Consider the following 17,648-nt stretch of genomic DNA (forward strand, 5'->3'; position numbering starts at 1 on the left):
ACTACGCTCAGCGGAATTGCAGGGTCAGCAGAAAGTAGCGGCCGAGTGGATCGTCCAGCCCGGGCATCTGTCCGCCGCTGCCGATAAGGTAGTTCACCGGCTGCGTATCAAGCAGGTTGTGCACGTCCAGTGCGGCAATCACGCGCGGGCTCAGCCGGCGCGCCAGGTGCAGGTTCCAGCGCAGCTGCGCAGGGTTCATGCAGCGGCCCTGGTCATGCTGCTCCTGCGCGCACGCCTCGCCGGCCAGCCATGCGCGGGTGCGACCGACGCGATTGCCACGCAGGGCGATGTCCCAGGACGGGTTCTGCCACTGCACGTTGAGAATGCCCGCGTTTGCCGGCGTGGCATGCCCGCGCAGGTCCACCGATTGGCCATGGCTGCGATCACGACGCAGTTCCTGCTGCTTCAATGCATCCAGCGAGAACAGCCATTGCCCGTTGCGGCCGGCATCCACCCGGTACTCGCCACGCAGTACCCAGTTGCGCGAGGTGGTGCGGCCGATGTTGTCGAATGACAGGCGAAGATCACGCAGGCGACCTTGCTCATCCAGCTCCCAGGTACCGGGATTCCACAGTGCATCGCTGGGTTGCAGAGCAAGGATCTCGTTGCGCAGTTCGACGATGTTGTGGGTCAGAGAGAGCGAGAACGCATCGTTCGGTGTCCAGCTGGCGGCCAGCGAGTGGCTGCGCGAGGTCTCGGCTTTCAGCACATCGTTCTCCACCACCTCTACTTCCACCGCGCAGCCGCCACCGCGCAGCGGGCGCGCGCACGGCGGCAGGGAGGCCGATGCGGGCAGGCCGTACAGGCCGAAGTAGCCCGGCGGTCGCCGCCGCTCGAAGATGCTGGGCGCGCGGTAGCCGCGGCCACTGGCCAGCAGGAACGACCAGTGCGGGCCCGGACTCCAGCGCAGGCCGGCACGCGGTGAGAACGCAGTGTCACCGCCATCGCGGTCCAGCCGCGCGGCCACGTCCAGGCGCAATGTCGGCGCCAACGGCAGGCCCAGTTCGGCGTAGGCGGCGTTGCTCTGCCGCGACAGCCGGCGCTGCTCCATCGGCAGGCCCAGCGCCAACTCACCCTTGCCCAGCAGCGGATCGGGCAGCGATGTCCAGCGCTCGCGGCGCAGGTCGATACCGGTTGCCAGCTGTGCCGCACCGCCCGGCAGTGTCATCAGGGTGCGCTGCATGCCCCACCAACCCTGCAGCTGCTCGGTACGCCCGCGATTGTGGATGGCCGGAAACAGCTCCTCTGCCAGCCCCGCCGGCAGGGTGGAAAAGCCTGGCAGGAAATCCAGCGTTCGTGTGGCTTCCAGCAGGCGTTCGCTGCGCACGGTGCCTTCGGTGCGCAGGTCCACCTGGCTGCGCTGCGCGCTGAGGCCGGCATCCCAACTGCGGCCGGCGTGCTCACGGCCCATGCCGAAACTGATGTCGCCTTCGGTGGCATGCACGCGCGGGCGCACTTCGCCGCCTTCCTGCAGGACCACATTGAGGATCGCACCACGGCTGAAATTGAGGGCAACGGCGGTCGGGCCCAGTTCAAAACGCTGGCGGTTGTGGCTGGCGCGCGCTTCCACATAGGCGTAGCGTCCGTCACCGCGTTCGTGGCGATAGCGCAGATAGCCGGACAGCGTTTCCGATGCCGGCTGCAGCGAGCGCGGGCGGGCGTTGTCGAACCAGCAGCCGTCGTCTTCGCGCTGCAATGGCCGATCGCACTGCGTGGCCGGGTAGTAATTGCCGTTGGCAAGGATCAGCCCGATCGGGTACAGCGAGGTTTCCGCATGCCAGTCGCGCTGGTCACCGGCCACATGCTGCAGGCGATGCAGGTCGACGCCGGCGAACCAGCGGTCGCCATCTTCGCGCACACCACCGGTGGCTGCCTGCAGCCGGTACTGATCGCCATCACCACGGCTGCTGACCCCCGATTGCAGCGTGGCCTCCGGCCCCTCGGCCTGGTCGCGCAGGATGATGTTGACCACGCCGGACATTGCATCGGCGCCGTAGATGGCCGAAGCACCGCCGCGCACCAGTTCGATGCGCTCGACGAAGCTGAGCGGAATGCCACCCAGATCGGTCAGCCCGCCTTCTTCCAGCGATACCATCGGATAGCGCGGCAGGCGCCGGCCATTGACCAGGAACAGGGTCGCGCGCGGGCCCATGCCGTCCAGGCTGGTGGTGGCTGCTGCGCCGACCGGCAGGTACAGCGAATCGCCACTGCGCGAGGTGCTTAGTGGCGGGTGGCCGTTCATGCCGGGCAGGTGGCGCAACAGGTCGAACAGCGTGCCGTAGCCGCTGCGCAGGATGTCTTCGCGGTCGATCACTGTTACCGGCAGCGTGGTCTGCACGGAGGTGCGCGGCAACCGGCTGCCGGTGACATGGATCGGTGCCAGTTCCACCTGCACCGGCTTCGGTGGCGCCGGCGGTGGTGGCCGTCGTACCGGTTGTGCGACCACGGCGGGCGGGGCAGCATGTCGGCGCACCACGAATCCGCCGCTGGGTGTCTGCAGGATGTTCACCGGCATGCCGGCGACGAGCTGCTTCAGTGCGGCGGCCGGCGCCAGCGAGCCGGCGACGCCGCTGGTGCGCAGGTCGGCCAGTTCCCGTGCGTCGAACACCAGGGCGATGCCGCTCTGGCGTGCCCATTGCTGTAGTGCCGGCGACAGGGCGCCAGGAGCGATCCGATAGTCGACCTGCCTGACTGCCTCGGCAGCGCCTGTCGTGGCCGCCACACCGGGCACCAGCACAACGCACAGCAGGGCCTGCAGCAGGCCCCAGCGCAGCATGTCCCAACGAAGCACACCCGGCGCCGGCATCGGCCGCCGCCTCAGTAGGTGCGGCGCAGTTCCAGCGCGCCATCCGAGCGCGGCTGGCCAGCAATGGACCACCCCAGTTCCAGGGCGGAAAGCAGTTCGTGCGCGTCGCCTGCACGGAAGGTGCCGCTGACCGCGAGGTCGGCGATATCCGGGTCGGCGACCACCAGTGGCGTGCTGCCATAGCGGTTCATGCGTTCGACCACGGTGGCCAGGGGCGTGCCATCGAACACCAGCTTGCCCTGAGGCCAGGCCTCGGCGGCGGCGGTCGAGGACAGCTGCGGGCCCGGTTGGATCTTCCCGGACGCCAGGACCTGCAGCTGCTGGCCCGGCGAGAGCGTGTGCTGCGCGCTACCACTGGTGACTTCCACCACGCCTTCCAGCAGCGCGACCTCGACCCGGCCGTCAGCCAGGCGTTCCACCTGGAAGGTGGTGCCGATATCGCGGATCGAACTGCCACCGGCCTGCACCCGCAGCGAGCGTGATGACGGTTCGACCTGCAGCTGGATGCGGCCGTGTTCCAGCGCCAGTTCGCGTTTGCGCCAGCCGAAGCGTGCGGTGAGCATGGTGCCGGCGTCGAGCACGGCGATGCTGCCATCGGCCAGGGTGCGCTGCTGCGGCAGCAGGCTGGTGTTGGCATAGGTCAGCGCTGTGGGGTTGCCATCGCTGTACAGCATCCAGCCCAGGCCAACGGCGAGGCACACGCCGGCGGCGGCGGCCACATTCGGCAGCCAACGTCGCTGCGGCCTGCGTGCCGCGCGCGCGGCGGCGGTGCGCAGCCACGGGTCGCCGGCCAGACCGGCACTGCGCTGGTTCAGCCTCTCGGCCTGCACCCATGCGCTGACGTGCGCGGGATCCTCGGCCAGCCAGTCCTCGAAGGATTGACGCTCTTCGGGGCTGCAGTCGGGGGCTTCCAGCCGGGCCACCCAGGCGCTTGCGTGTTCAAAAAGCAACGTGTCATCCCTGTTGTCGTTGCGGATCATTCGGTGTCTCCATCATTGTGGAGAGGATCGGGGCCCAGCTCCTTGCGCAGGCCCTGCAATGCACGGGCAATGTGTTTTTCCACGGTCTTGGCGGTGATGCCACAATGCTGGGCGATCTGTGTATAGCTCATCCCGGTGATGCGGTTGAGCAGGTACACCTCGCGGGCACGTTCGGGAAGCTTGAACAATGCCTGGCGCAGCAGGGCGAGCATCTGCCCGGATTCTGCCTGACGCAGCGGATCAGGAGAAGCACTGGCGGCTTCTTCGTTGCCGTCGCGTTCGGTCAGCGACAGGTGGTTGCGCGATTGCGGCGAGCGCCCGCGGTCTGCCAGGCGGTTGCGGGCGATGCGGTACAGCAGCAGCCGCAGTTCCTCGGTGTCGTGTGCGCGGTAGCGGATCAGGCGCTCCATGCAGTCCTGGGCGATGTCCTCGGCATCCTCGGGACCGACACCGCGGGCGCGCAGGAACGCGCACAGCGGCGCGCGTTCCTCACGTACGAATGCAATGAAGACGTCCGGAATCCCAGGCAGTTCCGGCACAGCACGGAGCAAAGGGGAGGGCACGGACAGGGGAGGGCCTCGGACGACAATGACGGACGCGTCATCGAGTTTTACGCGACGGTGACCGGATGGGGAAGCCCACGTTTCTCTGGTATTTCCATTGTGAATGCATTCATCTTTTTTCTCGTCGCCGACTGGGGGCGTCTGCCCCGCTGCTGCGTTCTGCTTTCGACCCGCGTGGTGCGGGCGGAGAGAGAGAACGCAATGAAGCATTCGAAGTTGAGCATCGCCCTGGCCGGCCTGGTGGGTATCGCGACCCTGGGCCAGATGGATGACGTCATGGCAATGAATTATCACGTGCAGGGCGATCGCGTCGTGCTCAGTGGCGGTGTCACCGTCGCCGACGTCGTCGCGCTGCCGGCGCTGCTGGCCAAAGCGCAGGCCGAAGGCCGTCCGATCCGCGAAGTCGTGCTGCGCACCTCCAATGGTGGCGCGCTGATCGCGGGTGAGTGGCTGCAGGGGGTGATCCGCACCAATGGCCTGAACACCATCGTGTCCGGCCACTGCATCTCGTCCTGCTCGATCATGCAGTCCGGTGGCGTCGAGCGTTACCTGGCCGGTGACCTGCCGCTGGTCGACTCGGTGCAGATCCACGCCGCCAGCAGCGGTGGCAAGGTGATCTATACGCCTTCGCCGCGGATGACCGAGATCTACACCGGCAACTACGGCGGCGGCATGGATGCCGGGTTGCTGCACAAGGCCATGTACGAGGTGGTGCAGCCCAACGGTCTGCTGGTGTTCCGCGATCCGGCCCGGACCACCGGCGCGTCGGTCAGCTTCGATCCCGATGGCAGCGGCCGCAAGCTGGAAACCTTCCCCGGCCAGGACATCCACAGCAACAACATCATCACCGCCGCCGGCTACCGCGACCCGGGCGACACCCTGACCGTCACCGGCAATGTCAGCGGCGACATCAATCCGGGCTACCTGCGCACCGCACGCCAGCTGCAGGCGTTCGTCGACGACGACTTCTCGCGCTGGAACGATACCGACTTCGCCACCACGTACATCAACCAGGCCGTTTCCATCTACAACGCGGCGGCACGCGGTCCCAACGGCATCGGTCGCTTCTCGGTGCAGGACTTCCTCAACGATCCGGGCATCCAGGCCGACCTGCTGGCGAGCCTGCGCCTGTCGGAGCTGGATGCCTCCACGCTGGGCAATTCGGCCGGTGTGATCCGCGTGGCCAAGGGCGGCACCTGGCGCACCGCCGAGACCACCGGCGCCGATTTCATGCTGGTGGAGAACGGCACCATCGCCCTGGAGGGCGGGGCCCTGCGGACCCCGGAGCTGCGCGTGCTGGCGGCCGGCATGGTGGTCGGCCACGGTGACATCGCCTCGGTCGCCAACGACTCGGATGCGCTGTTCGATGGCACCGGTCCCTCATTCCGCGAGGATGGCTTCAACCGCCTGCGCGTGTACGGCACCCTGATGCCGCGTGGCGGTGATCTGGTCACCCACGGCTACGTCAACATCATGCCAGGCGGCAAGGTGCTGTTCGACGTCACCGAGGCGGGCGGGGCCAACAGTGGCCGCCTGCGCGTGGGCGACTTCTACGATAGCGGCACCAACGAAGGCGCGCTGGTCATCTCGCCGGGCGCGCACCTTGAACTGAACGTGGCACAGGGCTTCTACGCCGGCAACTACCAGCGTGAGCTGGTGAGCGGCCCGATCTACCAGGGCGGTTTCACCGATGCGGTGCGCCTGGGCGACACCGGCTATACGGCCAGCATCACCGACGGCGAGGTGTTCCGGCCGCGCCACAACTCGCTGCTGAGCTTCAACATCAACCAGACCGCCGAGGGCCTGTCGCTGACCGCCAACCCCGGCTTCGACCAGCTCGCGCAGCTCACCGGCAACAACGGCAACGATGGACTCGGTCGCGCGCTGGCTGCTGCGGGCCAGCGCCAGGATGCCGGCCTGAAGCCGCTGCTGGGGGCGCTGCAGTTCGCTGACCGCGATGTGATCGCCCAGCAGGCCGGTGCACTGCGTGGTGATGGCCACGCCAGCCTGCGCCTGGCCGACAACGCCCTGGTTGGCAGCATCGGCAGCGTGGTGCAGCAGCACCAGGCCGCACGACGCAGCGGCAGCGGTGACGCCGGCGGCCTGGCCGCACAGGCAGCGCAGGCGGCTTCGGCGCAGCCCGGCATGGCCAATGGCAGCCTGTTCAACCAGTTGGCGATGCACCTGGTGGAGCCGGCGGGGGCGGGCGGTGGCAACACCAACTTCGGCGGCGAAGCACCACGCAACCACGGCCTCTGGGGCCGCGGCTTCGGCAGCCATGGCCGCATCGACGGTGAGGGCGGCGTGGCCGGCCTGAGCCATACCGTCGGCGGCATCGTGCTCGGTGCCGATACGCAGCTGGCCGATGACCGGCTGACCCTGGGCGTCAGCGCTGCCGCCGCCGACATGTCGACCAAGGGCCGCGATGGTTCCGGGTTCACCGGTGATGTGCGCGCGCTGGATGTGGGCGGCTACCTGGATGCCACCTACTCGCGTGGATACCTCTCGGCCTCGGTGCGCTACACCGACCTGCGCCACGACACCCGCCGCAGCATCGAGGGCATCGACGGCCTGCAGGGCCCGCTGCGTGCCAAGTACAACAACGATGCGATCTCGGCCCGCTTGGAGCACGGCTTCTCGTTCACCACCGCCAAGGGTGTGGTGATCCAGCCGCTGCTGCCGGTAGTGGACTACGCGCGCACCTCCGCCACCCGTTTCAATGAAGGGCAGGGTGCTGGCGCACTGGTCGGGCGTGGTGACAGCCTGGAAAGCATCCGTGTCGGCGCGGGCCTGCAGTTGTTCAAGACCTTCGAAGGTAACAACGGCGAGCGCATCACTCCGCGCGCGCGCGTGGTCTGGCAGAAGGAACTGGGCGACACCCAGGCCCGTTACAGCACCGGCTTCGCCGCTGCGCCGGACCTGGTGTTCGGTGCCAGCAGCCAGACCGTGGGCGAGCAGGTGCTGGCCTGGAACCTGGGTGTGACCAGCCGCGCCAGCGATCGCCTGTCGGTGATGGTTGACTACGTGGGCGAGCGTCGCGACGGCCAGCTGCAGAACGGCGTGATGCTGGGCCTGGGTTATACGTTCTAAGGCAGTACCGGCACCGGCGGCTGTCACGCCGCTGGTGCCATCCCCATCGATGTGCGGGTGCGCTATGGTCGTGGCGGATTTCCGCGCAGACCTTGCCATGCAGATCGCCGTTTTCAGTGCCCGTCCCTACGATCGCCGCTTTCTCGAGGAAGCCAACGCGCGCGAAGGGGCAGGGCAGCCGTTCCAGTTCGTGTACTTCGACGCCGCGCTGGATGTGCACACCGCCGCACTGGCACAGGACTGCGCTGCCGTCTGCGTGTTCGTCAATGACCGGCTTGATGAGCCGGTGCTGCAGGCCCTGCATGTGCTGGGCGTGCACGCGGTGCTGCTGCGCTGCGCCGGCTTCAACAATGTGGACCTGGCCGCTGCGAACGCGCTCGGCCTGTTCGTCGCCCGCGTGCCGGCCTACTCGCCGGAAGCCGTTGCCGAACACGCACTGGCGCTGGTGATGACCCTCAACCGGCAGACCCATCGCGCCTACAACCGCGTGCGTGAGGGCAACTTCATGCTTGATGGCCTGCTCGGCCGCACCCTGCATGGCAAAACCGTGGGCATCGTCGGTACCGGCAAGATCGGGCTGGCCACCGCGCGCATCTTCCGCGGCATGGGCTGCACCGTGCTGGGGCGCGATCCGTATCCTTCGCCGGCGTTCGCCGAGATCGGTGCGATGGTTGGGCTGGACGAGCTGCTCTCGCGCTCGGACATCGTCTCGCTGCATTGCCCGCTGACGCCGGATACCCAGCACCTGATCGACGACGCCTCGCTGGCGCGGATGAAGTCCGGCGCGATGCTGGTCAACACCTCGCGCGGCGGCCTGGTCGATACCCACGCAGTGATCCGCGCGCTGAAGTCGCGCCGGCTGGGTCACCTGGCCATCGACGTTTACGAGCAGGAAAGCGCGCTGTTCTTCCAGGATCTGTCCGGCGAGATCATCGACGACGAGGCCTTCCAGCGGTTGATGACCTTCCCCAACGTGCTGGTGACCGGCCACCAGGGCTTCTTCACCGTGGAGGCGCTGCAGGAGATCTCGGCGATCACGCTGGGCAACCTGGCCGATTTCGCGGCGGGGCGGGAGTGCGGCAACCGGGTGGCGGCGGGTTGAGAGCCCGGGCGGGCGGGCGTTTGACGGCAATCGTCACGACCGGATTGACCGCAGGGGCAGGGCGACCGTAAAATTGCCTGCTTCGCCGGAATAGCTCAGTTGGTAGAGCGGCGCATTCGTAATGCGTAGGTCGTAGGTTCGATTCCTATTTCCGGCACCAGTTTCAGCAAAAGCCCCGGCCTTGGTCGGGGCTTTTTGTTTGGGCGGCACGGCCATTGGTAGTGCCGGCCGCTGGCCGGCTGGTTCAGTAGTGCCAGCCCATGGCTGGCAGCCATAAGGTTCCCGTAGCCGTTCAATCCCTCACGAGGCATCGCCCTCGGCTTCGCTGGTGCTTTATAGCCAAGGGTCCTGTCCAACTCAGGATGGCCCCTTTGGCCTCGGCCCTGGAGTTGCATTCCGATGACCTCCTTGTGTCATGAATGCCGAACCTTGCGTCGAGGCTCTTTCAAGGAGCATAAAAGACCCTGCCAAGGTCGCCGAGCAGGTCGGTGGCAGGACTGCTTACACTGGGGAAGATGCGAAGGTAGTCCTGAATGATGAGGGGGAAGGTCATAACTGCCATTCCAAGAAGCAGCGATGGGTTGAGAGACCCGAAGGTGAAGTGAAATGAAGCGGTCTATCTCGTCCCGTCTGCATTCTCTGTTGGCTGAAATCGCAGCGAAGCACAGCTTTCACTTGCCTGAAGAGGGCATCAAGCACCTTGCCAAACAGGACCGCGAGTCGCTGATCGATGCATTAGCGCAGGAGTTTTCGGAGACCGGTTTGGGATCTGACGATGAGCCTAATCAACGAGGCGTCGAGATCGAAGAGATCATCGATTTCGTTGGCGCTATCGCTGATCAGACTGATGCATCCAGCGACTAGGCCATCGTTGATTTGGAGTCGTAGGCGGCTGGTCGCAGGTTCGATTCCTGTTTCCGGTACCCGTGGTTTGTAATGAAAAGCCCCGGCCTCGGTCGGGGCTTTTTGTTTGGCCGTGACCCGTCCTGAATTGGGTTGACACCTTTTCCCTCTGGAAAAGGAATGTTCAATGAAATCAACAATCAGGCGCAGCCAACGGGATTACTCGCTGGCCTTCAAGTTGTCGGTGGTAGACCAGGTCGAGCGCGGGGAGCTGACCTACAAAAAGGCCTAGGAGCGTTATGGGATCCAAGGGCGCAGCACGGTGCTTTCCTGGCTTCGTCGGCATGGTCGGCAGGATTGGTCAGCTGGGGCATCATTGCCTCCCATGAGCACTGTCCCCAAAGCCGGGGCGGCCAAGCCGCTGACGCCGGAACAACAGATCAAGGCCCTGCAGGTCCAGTTGCGGGAGGCAAACGAGAAGGCGCAGTTGTTCGAGGCCATCGTGGATGTCCTCAAAGAGGATTACGGGGTAAAAATCGTAAAAAAGCCTTCCGGCAAGTCCTCACGCAAGGGCGCCTCAAAGGCGTAAGCGTGGCAAGGGCTTGCCGCCATTTCGGCATCAGTCGGCAGGCGTTCTATCAGGCCGGTCACCGCCATCAGCGGCGAGACGCTGCTGATGCTACGGCACTGTCGCTGGTGAGCGACTGCCGCGCGCGCCAGCCTCGGGTCGGTACGCGCAAGCTGCACCATCTGATTGAGCCGAAGCTGCAGGCGGCGGGGATCGCTCTGGGGCGCGATCGTTTATTTGACGTGCTCCGAGAAGCGCGCTTGCTGGTGCCGCAGCGCCGCGCGTATCACAAGACGACCGATAGCCATCATCGCTTCCGCAAGCATCCCAATCTGCTCAAATCCGGTGAAGGATGCATCGTTCCCAGTGGCTGCGAACAGGTGTGGGTGGCTGACATCACCTATCTACCAACAGATGGGAAGTTCGTTTACCTGAGCCTTGTTACCGATGCGTGGTCACGCAAGATCGTAGGCTGGAGCGTGAATGAGACGCTGCAGACCGAACATACCGCGCAGGCATTGGAGATGGCCCTGAAAACCCGGAAAACGAGGCAACGGCTGATCCACCATTCGGATCGGGGCATCCAGTACTGCTCGGACAACTATCAGAAGATCCATGCCAAGCACGGCCTGACCTGCTCCATGACCGACGGCTACGATTGCTATCAGAACGCTCTGGCAGAGCGGATCAACGGGATCCTCAAATGCGAGTTTCTGCTCCGTCGCCCACGGGACCTGGGACAGGCTCGGCAGATGGTGGCTGAGGCAGTGGAGATCTACAACGCCGAGCGCCCCCACCTGTCCCTTAAAATGCAGACGCCCGATGCGATGCACCGGGCATCCTTGGCCGCCTGACGGCGGCCGGATCATCCACCCCATAGGTGTCAACCTATGGCAGGACGGGTCACCGGCACGGCTCCCAGTCGGCCCTCGCCCCTGGACCTCCAGCTCCCCCTATAATCGTCCCCGCAGATCACCTGCACCGGTTCACCCGCACGGAGGCTTCCCATCATGTCCATTGCTGCAATCCCCGATGTTTCGCTGGTCGACAACAGTGAGCAGCGCACGCCGCTGATCCTGGTGCTGGACTGTTCCGGCAGCATGAGTGGTGGCCCCATCGAGCAGTTGAACGCGGGCCTGAAGCTGCTGGAGCAGGAGCTGAAAGCCGATGTGATCGCGGCCAAGCGTGTGCGCGTGCTGCTGGTCGAGTACGGCGGCATGGACAACGCGGCCATCAGCGGTGACTGGTGCGATGCGATGGATTTCACCGCGCCCACGTTGTCGGCCAATGGCACCACGCCGACCGGTGCGGCCGTGGAAGTGGCGCTGCAGGAGATTGAAGACGAGAAGGCGCGCTTCCGCCAGGCCGGCGTTGCCTACACCCGGCCGTGGCTGTTCCTGATGTCCGATGGCCAGCCCACGGACGCCTGGGAAGCGGTGGCCGAGCAGTGCCGCGAGGCCGAGCAGCAGAACAAGGTGGCGGTGTTCCCGATCGCTGTCGGTAATGCTGACATGAGCGTGCTGGGTCAGTTCAGCCGCAATGGCGAGCGCGGCGTGAAGCGCCTGCAGGGCCTGCAGTTCAAGGAACTGTTCCTGTGGCTGAGCGCGAGCATGCGGGTGGTCTCCAACTCGACGCCCGGTGGCCAGGTGCAATTGCCGGCCACCGACAGCTGGTCACAAGTGCCGGTCTGACCATGGCCTGGCGCGTGATGGCCGCATCGGCCACGGGACGGTCCCATCTGGACCGTGGGCAGCCCTGCCAGGACGCCTATGCGTCGGTGCAGGTGGGGCAGACATTGGTCGCGGTGGTCTGCGATGGCGCAGGCTCCGCGTCGCACAGCGATGTGGGCGCGCGGCATGTATCCAGCAGCGTGGCGGCGTCGGTTACCGGGTCCGCGCAGCTCGGCGCCGATCCACTGGCACTGCCGGTGGACGCGCTGCGCAGCATCATCGAAACCGCTGTCGACGATGCGCGCGGGCAGCTGGCGATGCTTGCGCTGAGCCAGGGCCTGAAGCTATCCGACCATGCCTGCACGCTGGTAGGGGCGGTCGCTACACGCGATGGCGGCTGGTTCTTCCATGTCGGCGATGGCGTGGCCGCCTGTGCGTTCAGCAATGAATCGCCCGATGCGGTATCGCTGCCTGCCAATGGCGAGTACGCCAACGAAACCTGGTTCGTGACCGGCAGCAACTGGCGCGAGCAGCTGCGGCTGACCCGCTTCGAAGGGGCAATCGACGCGCTGGTGCTGATGTCCGATGGCGTGCAGCCGTTTGCGATGTCGCGCGCGGGCGACAGCTTGTTCCAACCGTTCATCGCACCGGTGATCCGTTATCTGTCCGGCGTCGATGAGACCCACGGCAGCCAAGCGCTGCATGCGACGCTGGCCGACCCGCGCACCGATCAGATCACCGGCGACGACAAGACGTTGCTGGTCGCGCTGCCGGCCTGAGCACATGCCCGGGCGCAGCGGCGAACAGGTCTACGACGCACAGCGCAGGCCGCTGACCCTTGAGCGGCTGCTCAAAAGTGGCGGCGCGGGCAGCGTGTTCACCCTCAAGGAGCGGCCGCGCGAAGTGGCCAAGCTCTACCATTCAGACAAGGACGCGCGCGTCTACGAGCGCAAGCTGCAGGCGATGCTGGAGCTGCAGCCGGACCTGCCGCCGATGGAAGGGCAGGGGTCCGACCAGGTACAGATTGCCTGGCCGTTGACCCTGCTGCGGGAGCGCAGTGGACGTTTCATCGGCTTCACCATGCCGATCCTGGATCTGTCGGCTACCAGCGATCTGGAACATGTGCTGCAGGAGCGCCAGGCGCGCGCGGAGGGCCTGCCCACCGGCTTGGGCGCGAAGATGACGCTGGCCGCCAACCTGGCGGTGATGCTGGCTGCGCTGCACCGGCGGCAGCACTATGTGGTCGACCTCAAACCGCTGAACGTGCGGTTCTATCGCAGCACCTTGTTCATCGCGATGCTCGATTGCGATGGTTTCAGCATCCAGGGCAAGGGTGAGCGCTTTCCGGCCGGCCAGGTCACCACCGATTATCTGGCGTCCGAGTTCCAGCAGCCGGGGGTGAAGCCGGGCCAGGAGGAGGCGCAGGATCGATTCGCGCTGGCGGTGATAGTGTTCCAGCTGCTCAATTCCGGCCTGCATCCGTATGCGGGCCGGCCGCAGGGGGCGACGGTGCCCAGTGACCTGCCGGCGCGCATCGCCGCCAACCTGTACCCCTACGCGCGCGGCAAGCCGCATCCGCGGATGCTGCCCTCGCCGGTGAGCGGTCATGAGATGTTCCCGCCGGCACTGCGCGACATGTTTGATCGTGCGTTCTCGATGCAGGCGCGGCGGCGGCCTTCGGCGCAGGAATGGGCCACGCTGCTGCTGGACTACGCACGGCGCAACGCCGGCCAACTGGTGACGTGTAGCAAGGATGCGGGCCACCAGCATTTTGTCGGCATGCCCTGTGCCGCCTGCGCCCGCGCCGAACTGCTGGCCGGCAGCGCACGCGCGGCGCAGACTCGCACGCGGCGGAAACCGAACAAGGCCCGCAAGCAGCGTGCACGCACCGCCGCGCGCGTCGCCCAGGCGCAGCCGGTCGCCGCACAGGCGTCGGCGGCGAGTGGCGTTCCCGGGGTGATGTCGCGGGTGACGATGGCGGTGATCGGCACGTTGTTGCTGGGCTGGGTGATGGGCTGGGGCATGCCGGCCTACCGCCGCTACAGCGCGCTGGTGGACCCGGGTATCTGGGATGGCGTGGGCCTGGCCGTGCAGATGGCCATGCTGGCGATCGCGATCCTGCTGTTCATCCTGTTCGTGCCGATGCTGATCATGAGCAAGCGCCCATGAGGCTGCTGGGTGTACTGGCCGTGCTGCTGCTGGCGCTGATCGGGATGGCGCCGTTCTGGGGCGACCTCGGCGTGCTGGTCTACAGCTCGATCGGCTGGCTCGGGCGAGTGCTGTCGAGCGGCGTGTTGAGTGATGGCAGGGCGGCGTTGCGTGCTGCGCTGCTGATCGGCGGTGTGGTGTCGGTGCTGTCGTTCCTGCGCGTAGCGGTGCAGGACCGGGCCGTGGACTATCTGATCGCGTCGGTGATGTTCGGCTTCCTCTCGTTCGTCATCTTTGTTGTCACCGGCATTTCCGGGGATGGCGTTGCGGGCGCGGGGAGTATGCAAGGAGCGCGCTCGGCCGTGGTCGGCGAGGATCGCATGACGGTTCCGCGCTGGTATTCGCGCGGTCATTTCGAGCGGGAAATGCTCAACAAGGTGCACGAGACCGCGCGTGCCGCTGCCCGCGGCGATCTGCCGCAGACGCAGGCGCTGATGCAGGAGCTGGATCTGTGGGCGCGCAATGGCCCGGCGCTGCGCGAAGACCGCACCGAGTACGAGCGCCTGCGTGCGGCGTACAACGAGACGATCGAGACCCTTGCCGCCCGCTCCGGTCGCCGCACGCAGAGGACGGGAGGCCTGGCCAGCAATGCGGGCGCGATGGTGGATCGGCTTACCGCCGAGGAGGCGCGCGAGCTGGAACTGAAGCAGATCGAGCTGCTGCAGCAGATGTGGAAACTCTCGCCGTCGAGTACGACGGTTGCAATGCGCCTGCTGGCGACGGATCTGCAGGAGCTGGCGATCCGCTCACGGTGGTCGCCACGCAAGCCGTTCGACCGTGAGGGCGACGCGGCACTGGAAGAGCGCTTGTGGCGCATCCACGGCACGCAGGAGGTGTTGTTCGCCTATGCACCGCTGGAGGAGCGTCTGTGGAATGCCTACGCTTCGACGATGGTCGACACGGACGAAGAGCTGGCGCTGGGCGCGCTGGTGATCGCCGGACTGATCGACCGCACCGACAAGAACGCCTCGTCCGATCCCGCCCGGTTCGACGTGAACACGCTGCTGCTTGGCAGCGACGTGTTCATGCTCTCGACGCTGCTGGCCAGTGCGTCCGAAGACCGCATGGAGATCCTGAAAGCGCGCGCGACGCTGCTGCTGGGCGATGATGATCGGCAGGCGAAGGCAGGCAGAGGCGAGGCGCAGGACGCCACCGGCACCGCGGCGGACCCGGCGGGCCCGGTGGTCTCGGAGCCCTCACCACCGGCAACCTCGAAAGCGGACACCACCAGGCAGGCGCAACGCGCGATGCCGCCAGCGGGCATGCTGGTCGATCGCAAGGGTCTGGCGCTGCGTACGTCACCTTCTCTGCCGCCGTCGTCGCCACCAGCAGAGTATGGGCAGGTGCTGGTCGACCTGCCCGCCGCCGGCTTCAAGGACCTGCGCCATGGCATCCCACTGCGTGCACCTGTGGAGGCCGACAGCATGGTGACCCTGCAGGTGGATGTCTGGCAGACCGGCGTGGTTACAGCGGTGCTGGTGGAAGGCAGCAGTGGCAGCGCCCAACTGGATGAGGCCGCGCGCCGGGGCGCACGCACCTGGCTCAGCGCGTCGAAGGTGCCCACAGGCGGCGAGCGCAGGCAGGTGACGGTCGTGTTCAAAGCGCCGGTGGTTGCCGCACCACCGCCGATGACCGTGGACGCACCATTGCCGATTGCTATGAGCCCGCCGCCGCCCCAGCTGAACCCCGAGCAGACGCTGGGCGCGCAGCTGGCGGCGATGGCGCGCCGGCAGCCGCCGCGTTATCCGCGTGGAGACGGGGAGACGGTGCCCGAAGGCAACGTCGAGCTGCTGATCACCCTGTCAGCCGAGGGGCGCGTGCTCGATGTGACCGTGGACCGCAGCAGCGGACATCCTGCGCTGGATCGCGCGGCCCGTGAGGCTGCGCTGAGATGGCACGTCACCCCCGCGCGGCCGCTGACCACGCTCAAGCAGATTTCCCTGCGCGTGCCGGTGCGGTTCCAGGGCTGATAGCGGAGGCAGGGTACGGGCCGGAGGCAGTGGTCGTTTCATCGACTGGCTCCGTTCGCAGGCCCCTTCAGTTCCACCGTGTTGCCGTCCGGATCCTTGAAGTACAACGACAAGCCATCGCCCTCGGCGCCGAAGTTGACCTCGGCCGGCCCCAGTACCGGCACGCCGTGGGCCGCAAGGTGGGCGACCAGCGCGGTTTCGTCGAAGGGCTCGACGCGCAGGCACAGGTGGTCGACGTTGCGCCCTTCGCTGCCCGGCCCGCTACCGCCGTGGCGACCGAGCGTGCCTTCCAGGCTGACCAGATCGATCATCGACGTGCCCGCACGCAGGTGCACCAGGCCCAGGTGCTCGCGCCGCCGCACCGCCACGCACCCCAACACCTGGCCATAGAAGGCTTCGCTGCGGGCCAGCTCGCGCACCCGCAGCACCACATGATCGATGCGTTCAACGCTGAAGGGTCTGTCCATGCCGGGCTCCTCGAAGAATGGGAATTCAAGACTTGCTGAACCTGTTCAGTCCACTTTGCCGAACGAGGGGCCTCGACGTCCCCGTGGCCGATGCTACGCTGCCGTCCCCGCGCGTTCTGCCTGTCGCAATGGCGCGGTGCGACAACGTGTCGCATCCAGATCCGGGCCTTTCCTGCGCCTGATCATTGTCAATGCCTTTCTTAAATGGTGGGTGACGGCCTAAAATTGAAAGGCTGACTCGACCCCACCTCACCTGCCTGTCCTCTGGACGGGTGGGCCGGCTTTGGCCGGTGCGGGCAGGACGGGGAACGGCATTCCCTCGCAATTGGATCGACCGATGATTCCGTTGAAAACCCTTGGGCGCTGGTTGCGCCCGGGCCTGCTGCTCGCATTGCTGGTGATGCTCACCGGCTGCGATGCCGTGGCCATCCTCAGTCCGAAGGGCCAGATCGGCCAGGATGAAAAGACACTGCTGATCACGGCCACCGTGCTCATGCTGCTGGTCGTCATCCCGGTCATCATCATGACCCTGACCTTCGCGTGGAAGTATCGCGCCTCCAACACCAAGGCCCGTTACGAGCCGAAGTGGTCCCACTCGACGGCGATCGAGGTGGTGGTGTGGTCGATCCCCTGCATGATCGTGCTGGTCCTGGCGGTGCTGACCTGGCGGTCCTCGCACGCGCTGGATCCGTACAAGCCCCTGGAATCGGACGTCAAGCCGGTCACCATCCAGGCGATCTCGCTGGACTGGAAGTGGCTGTTCATCTATCCGGAAGAGAAGGTCGCGGTCGTCAACGAGATCAAGTTCCCGGTCAACACCCCGCTGAACTTCGAGATCACCTCCGATACGGTGATGAATGCGTTCTTCATCCCGCACCTGGGCAGCATGATCTATTCGATGGCGGCGATGGAGACCAAGCTCCACCTGATCGCCAACGAACTGGGTGAATTCCCGGGCATGTCCTCGCACTACAGCGGCGCAGGCTTCGCCAAGATGCATTTCACTGCCTACTCGGTCACCGATGCGCAGTACCGCCAGTGGCTGGACCAGGTCCGTGCCGGCGAGCAGACCCTGGACAAGGCCTCGTTCAAGGCGCTGGGCGAAGCGAAGAATTCCGAGTGGTACCCGGTCACCTACTTCGGCAAGGTTGAAGACAACCTGTTCGATTGGGTCGTCTCCAAGCACATGGGCGACAACAAGCACTACGGCATGAAGCATTCCCATGCGGGTGCGGCTGCTGCCGATGCGTCCAGCCATGAAGCGCACGAGGGGCACGCCCCAAGCGACGCGCATGATGCCAAGGAATCCGGGAAGAACCTGGATGCCACCGAAGAACACGAACACGCTGGCCATGAAGGCCACATGGGTTCGGGAGAATGA

12 protein-coding genes, 1 tRNA gene and 1 pseudogene are annotated in these 17,648 nt (G+C 66.0%); 10 read left to right on the forward strand and 4 right to left on the reverse strand.

From position 1 onward, the window contains the following. Positions 1-7: 7 nt before the first annotated feature. The 3 genes from ACEF39_RS05720 to ACEF39_RS05730 are packed head-to-tail and all read right to left on the reverse strand — an operon-like array spanning position 8 to position 4,337. On the reverse strand, positions 8-2,806 hold the full coding sequence (locus ACEF39_RS05720; RefSeq protein WP_500287254.1) for a TonB-dependent receptor domain-containing protein: 2,799 nt from the start codon (positions 2,804-2,806) through the stop codon (positions 8-10). Positions 2,807-2,817: 11 nt separating this feature from the next. Then, on the reverse strand, positions 2,818-3,786 hold the full coding sequence (locus ACEF39_RS05725) for a FecR family protein (protein WP_500287255.1): 969 nt from the start codon (positions 3,784-3,786) through the stop codon (positions 2,818-2,820). Next, positions 3,783-4,337: an RNA polymerase sigma factor gene (locus ACEF39_RS05730; protein WP_500287256.1), complete on the reverse strand. Its 555-nt coding sequence runs from the start codon at positions 4,335-4,337 to the stop codon at positions 3,783-3,785. The genes ACEF39_RS05725 and ACEF39_RS05730 overlap by 4 nt, the downstream gene beginning before the upstream one ends. Before the next feature lie 213 nt (positions 4,338-4,550). Between ACEF39_RS05730 and ACEF39_RS05735 the strand changes: the two genes are divergently transcribed. From ACEF39_RS05735 to ACEF39_RS05775, 9 genes and pseudogenes are all read left to right on the forward strand, one after another. Beyond that, positions 4,551-7,439 carry an autotransporter domain-containing protein gene (locus ACEF39_RS05735; protein WP_500287257.1) on the forward strand — a complete coding sequence of 963 codons (2,889 nt, stop codon included), beginning with the start codon at positions 4,551-4,553 and terminating at the stop codon, positions 7,437-7,439. Between the two features lie 97 nt (positions 7,440-7,536). Further along, on the forward strand, positions 7,537-8,541 hold the full coding sequence (locus ACEF39_RS05740) for a 2-hydroxyacid dehydrogenase (protein WP_500287258.1): 1,005 nt from the start codon (positions 7,537-7,539) through the stop codon (positions 8,539-8,541). Positions 8,542-8,625: 84 nt separating this feature from the next. Continuing rightward, positions 8,626-8,701, forward strand: a tRNA-Thr gene (locus ACEF39_RS05745). A 446-nt stretch (positions 8,702-9,147) separates the two neighbouring features. Next, positions 9,148-9,405 carry a hypothetical protein gene (locus ACEF39_RS05750; RefSeq protein ID WP_500287259.1) on the forward strand — a complete coding sequence of 86 codons (258 nt, stop codon included), beginning with the start codon at positions 9,148-9,150 and terminating at the stop codon, positions 9,403-9,405. 166 nt (positions 9,406-9,571) lie between these two features. Beyond that, positions 9,572-10,806: pseudogene (locus tag ACEF39_RS05755) on the forward strand (IS3 family transposase). Between the two features lie 156 nt (positions 10,807-10,962). Further along, positions 10,963-11,643 carry a vWA domain-containing protein gene (locus tag ACEF39_RS05760; protein ID WP_051584968.1) on the forward strand — a complete coding sequence of 227 codons (681 nt, stop codon included), beginning with the start codon at positions 10,963-10,965 and terminating at the stop codon, positions 11,641-11,643. Between the two features lie 2 nt (positions 11,644-11,645). After that, positions 11,646-12,401 (forward strand): PP2C family serine/threonine-protein phosphatase, encoded by a 756-nt coding sequence (locus tag ACEF39_RS05765; RefSeq protein ID WP_500287260.1) that lies wholly within the window; start codon positions 11,646-11,648, stop codon positions 12,399-12,401. 4 nt (positions 12,402-12,405) lie between these two features. Further along, the gene (locus tag ACEF39_RS05770) at positions 12,406-13,791 is read left to right on the forward strand and encodes a hypothetical protein (protein ID WP_500287261.1); all 1,386 of its coding nucleotides are present in this window, start codon (positions 12,406-12,408) and stop codon (positions 13,789-13,791) included. Next, positions 13,788-15,800 carry an energy transducer TonB family protein gene (locus ACEF39_RS05775; protein WP_500287262.1) on the forward strand — a complete coding sequence of 671 codons (2,013 nt, stop codon included), beginning with the start codon at positions 13,788-13,790 and terminating at the stop codon, positions 15,798-15,800. Before ACEF39_RS05770 ends, ACEF39_RS05775 begins: the two co-directional genes overlap by 4 nt. Positions 15,801-15,838: 38 nt before the next feature. Here the strand turns inward: ACEF39_RS05775 and ACEF39_RS05780 are convergent, their stop codons facing one another. Further along, complete coding sequence (locus tag ACEF39_RS05780) at positions 15,839-16,267, reverse strand: VOC family protein (protein WP_500287263.1); 429 nt, start codon at positions 16,265-16,267, stop codon at positions 15,839-15,841. A 337-nt stretch (positions 16,268-16,604) separates the two neighbouring features. Here ACEF39_RS05780 and cyoA point away from each other — a divergent pair, with 337 nt between their 5' ends. Further along, complete coding sequence (cyoA, locus tag ACEF39_RS05785) at positions 16,605-17,648, forward strand: ubiquinol oxidase subunit II (protein ID WP_500287264.1); 1,044 nt, start codon at positions 16,605-16,607, stop codon at positions 17,646-17,648.

It is taken from the genome of Stenotrophomonas indicatrix (assembly GCA_041545745.1).
GTDB classification, from domain to species: Bacteria; Pseudomonadota; Gammaproteobacteria; order Xanthomonadales; family Xanthomonadaceae; genus Stenotrophomonas; species Stenotrophomonas indicatrix_A.

Excerpts from the sequence above, each read along its gene's own strand:
- ACEF39_RS05765 (WP_500287260.1), top strand. The coding sequence starts at position 11,646 with ATGGCCTGGCGCGTGATGGCCGCATCGGCCACGGGACGGTCCCATCTG.
- ACEF39_RS05725 (WP_500287255.1), bottom strand. The coding sequence starts at position 3,786 with ATGATCCGCAACGACAACAGGGATGACACGTTGCTTTTTGAACACGCA.
- ACEF39_RS05775 (WP_500287262.1), top strand. The coding sequence starts at position 13,788 with ATGAGGCTGCTGGGTGTACTGGCCGTGCTGCTGCTGGCGCTGATCGGG.
- ACEF39_RS05780 (WP_500287263.1), bottom strand. The coding sequence starts at position 16,267 with ATGGACAGACCCTTCAGCGTTGAACGCATCGATCATGTGGTGCTGCGG.
- ACEF39_RS05735 (WP_500287257.1), top strand. The coding sequence starts at position 4,551 with ATGAAGCATTCGAAGTTGAGCATCGCCCTGGCCGGCCTGGTGGGTATC.
- cyoA (WP_500287264.1), top strand. The coding sequence starts at position 16,605 with ATGATTCCGTTGAAAACCCTTGGGCGCTGGTTGCGCCCGGGCCTGCTG.
- ACEF39_RS05750 (WP_500287259.1), top strand. The coding sequence starts at position 9,148 with ATGAAGCGGTCTATCTCGTCCCGTCTGCATTCTCTGTTGGCTGAAATC.
- ACEF39_RS05740 (WP_500287258.1), top strand. The coding sequence starts at position 7,537 with ATGCAGATCGCCGTTTTCAGTGCCCGTCCCTACGATCGCCGCTTTCTC.
- ACEF39_RS05720 (WP_500287254.1), bottom strand. The coding sequence starts at position 2,806 with ATGCCGGCGCCGGGTGTGCTTCGTTGGGACATGCTGCGCTGGGGCCTG.
- ACEF39_RS05770 (WP_500287261.1), top strand. The coding sequence starts at position 12,406 with ATGCCCGGGCGCAGCGGCGAACAGGTCTACGACGCACAGCGCAGGCCG.
- ACEF39_RS05760 (WP_051584968.1), top strand. The coding sequence starts at position 10,963 with ATGTCCATTGCTGCAATCCCCGATGTTTCGCTGGTCGACAACAGTGAG.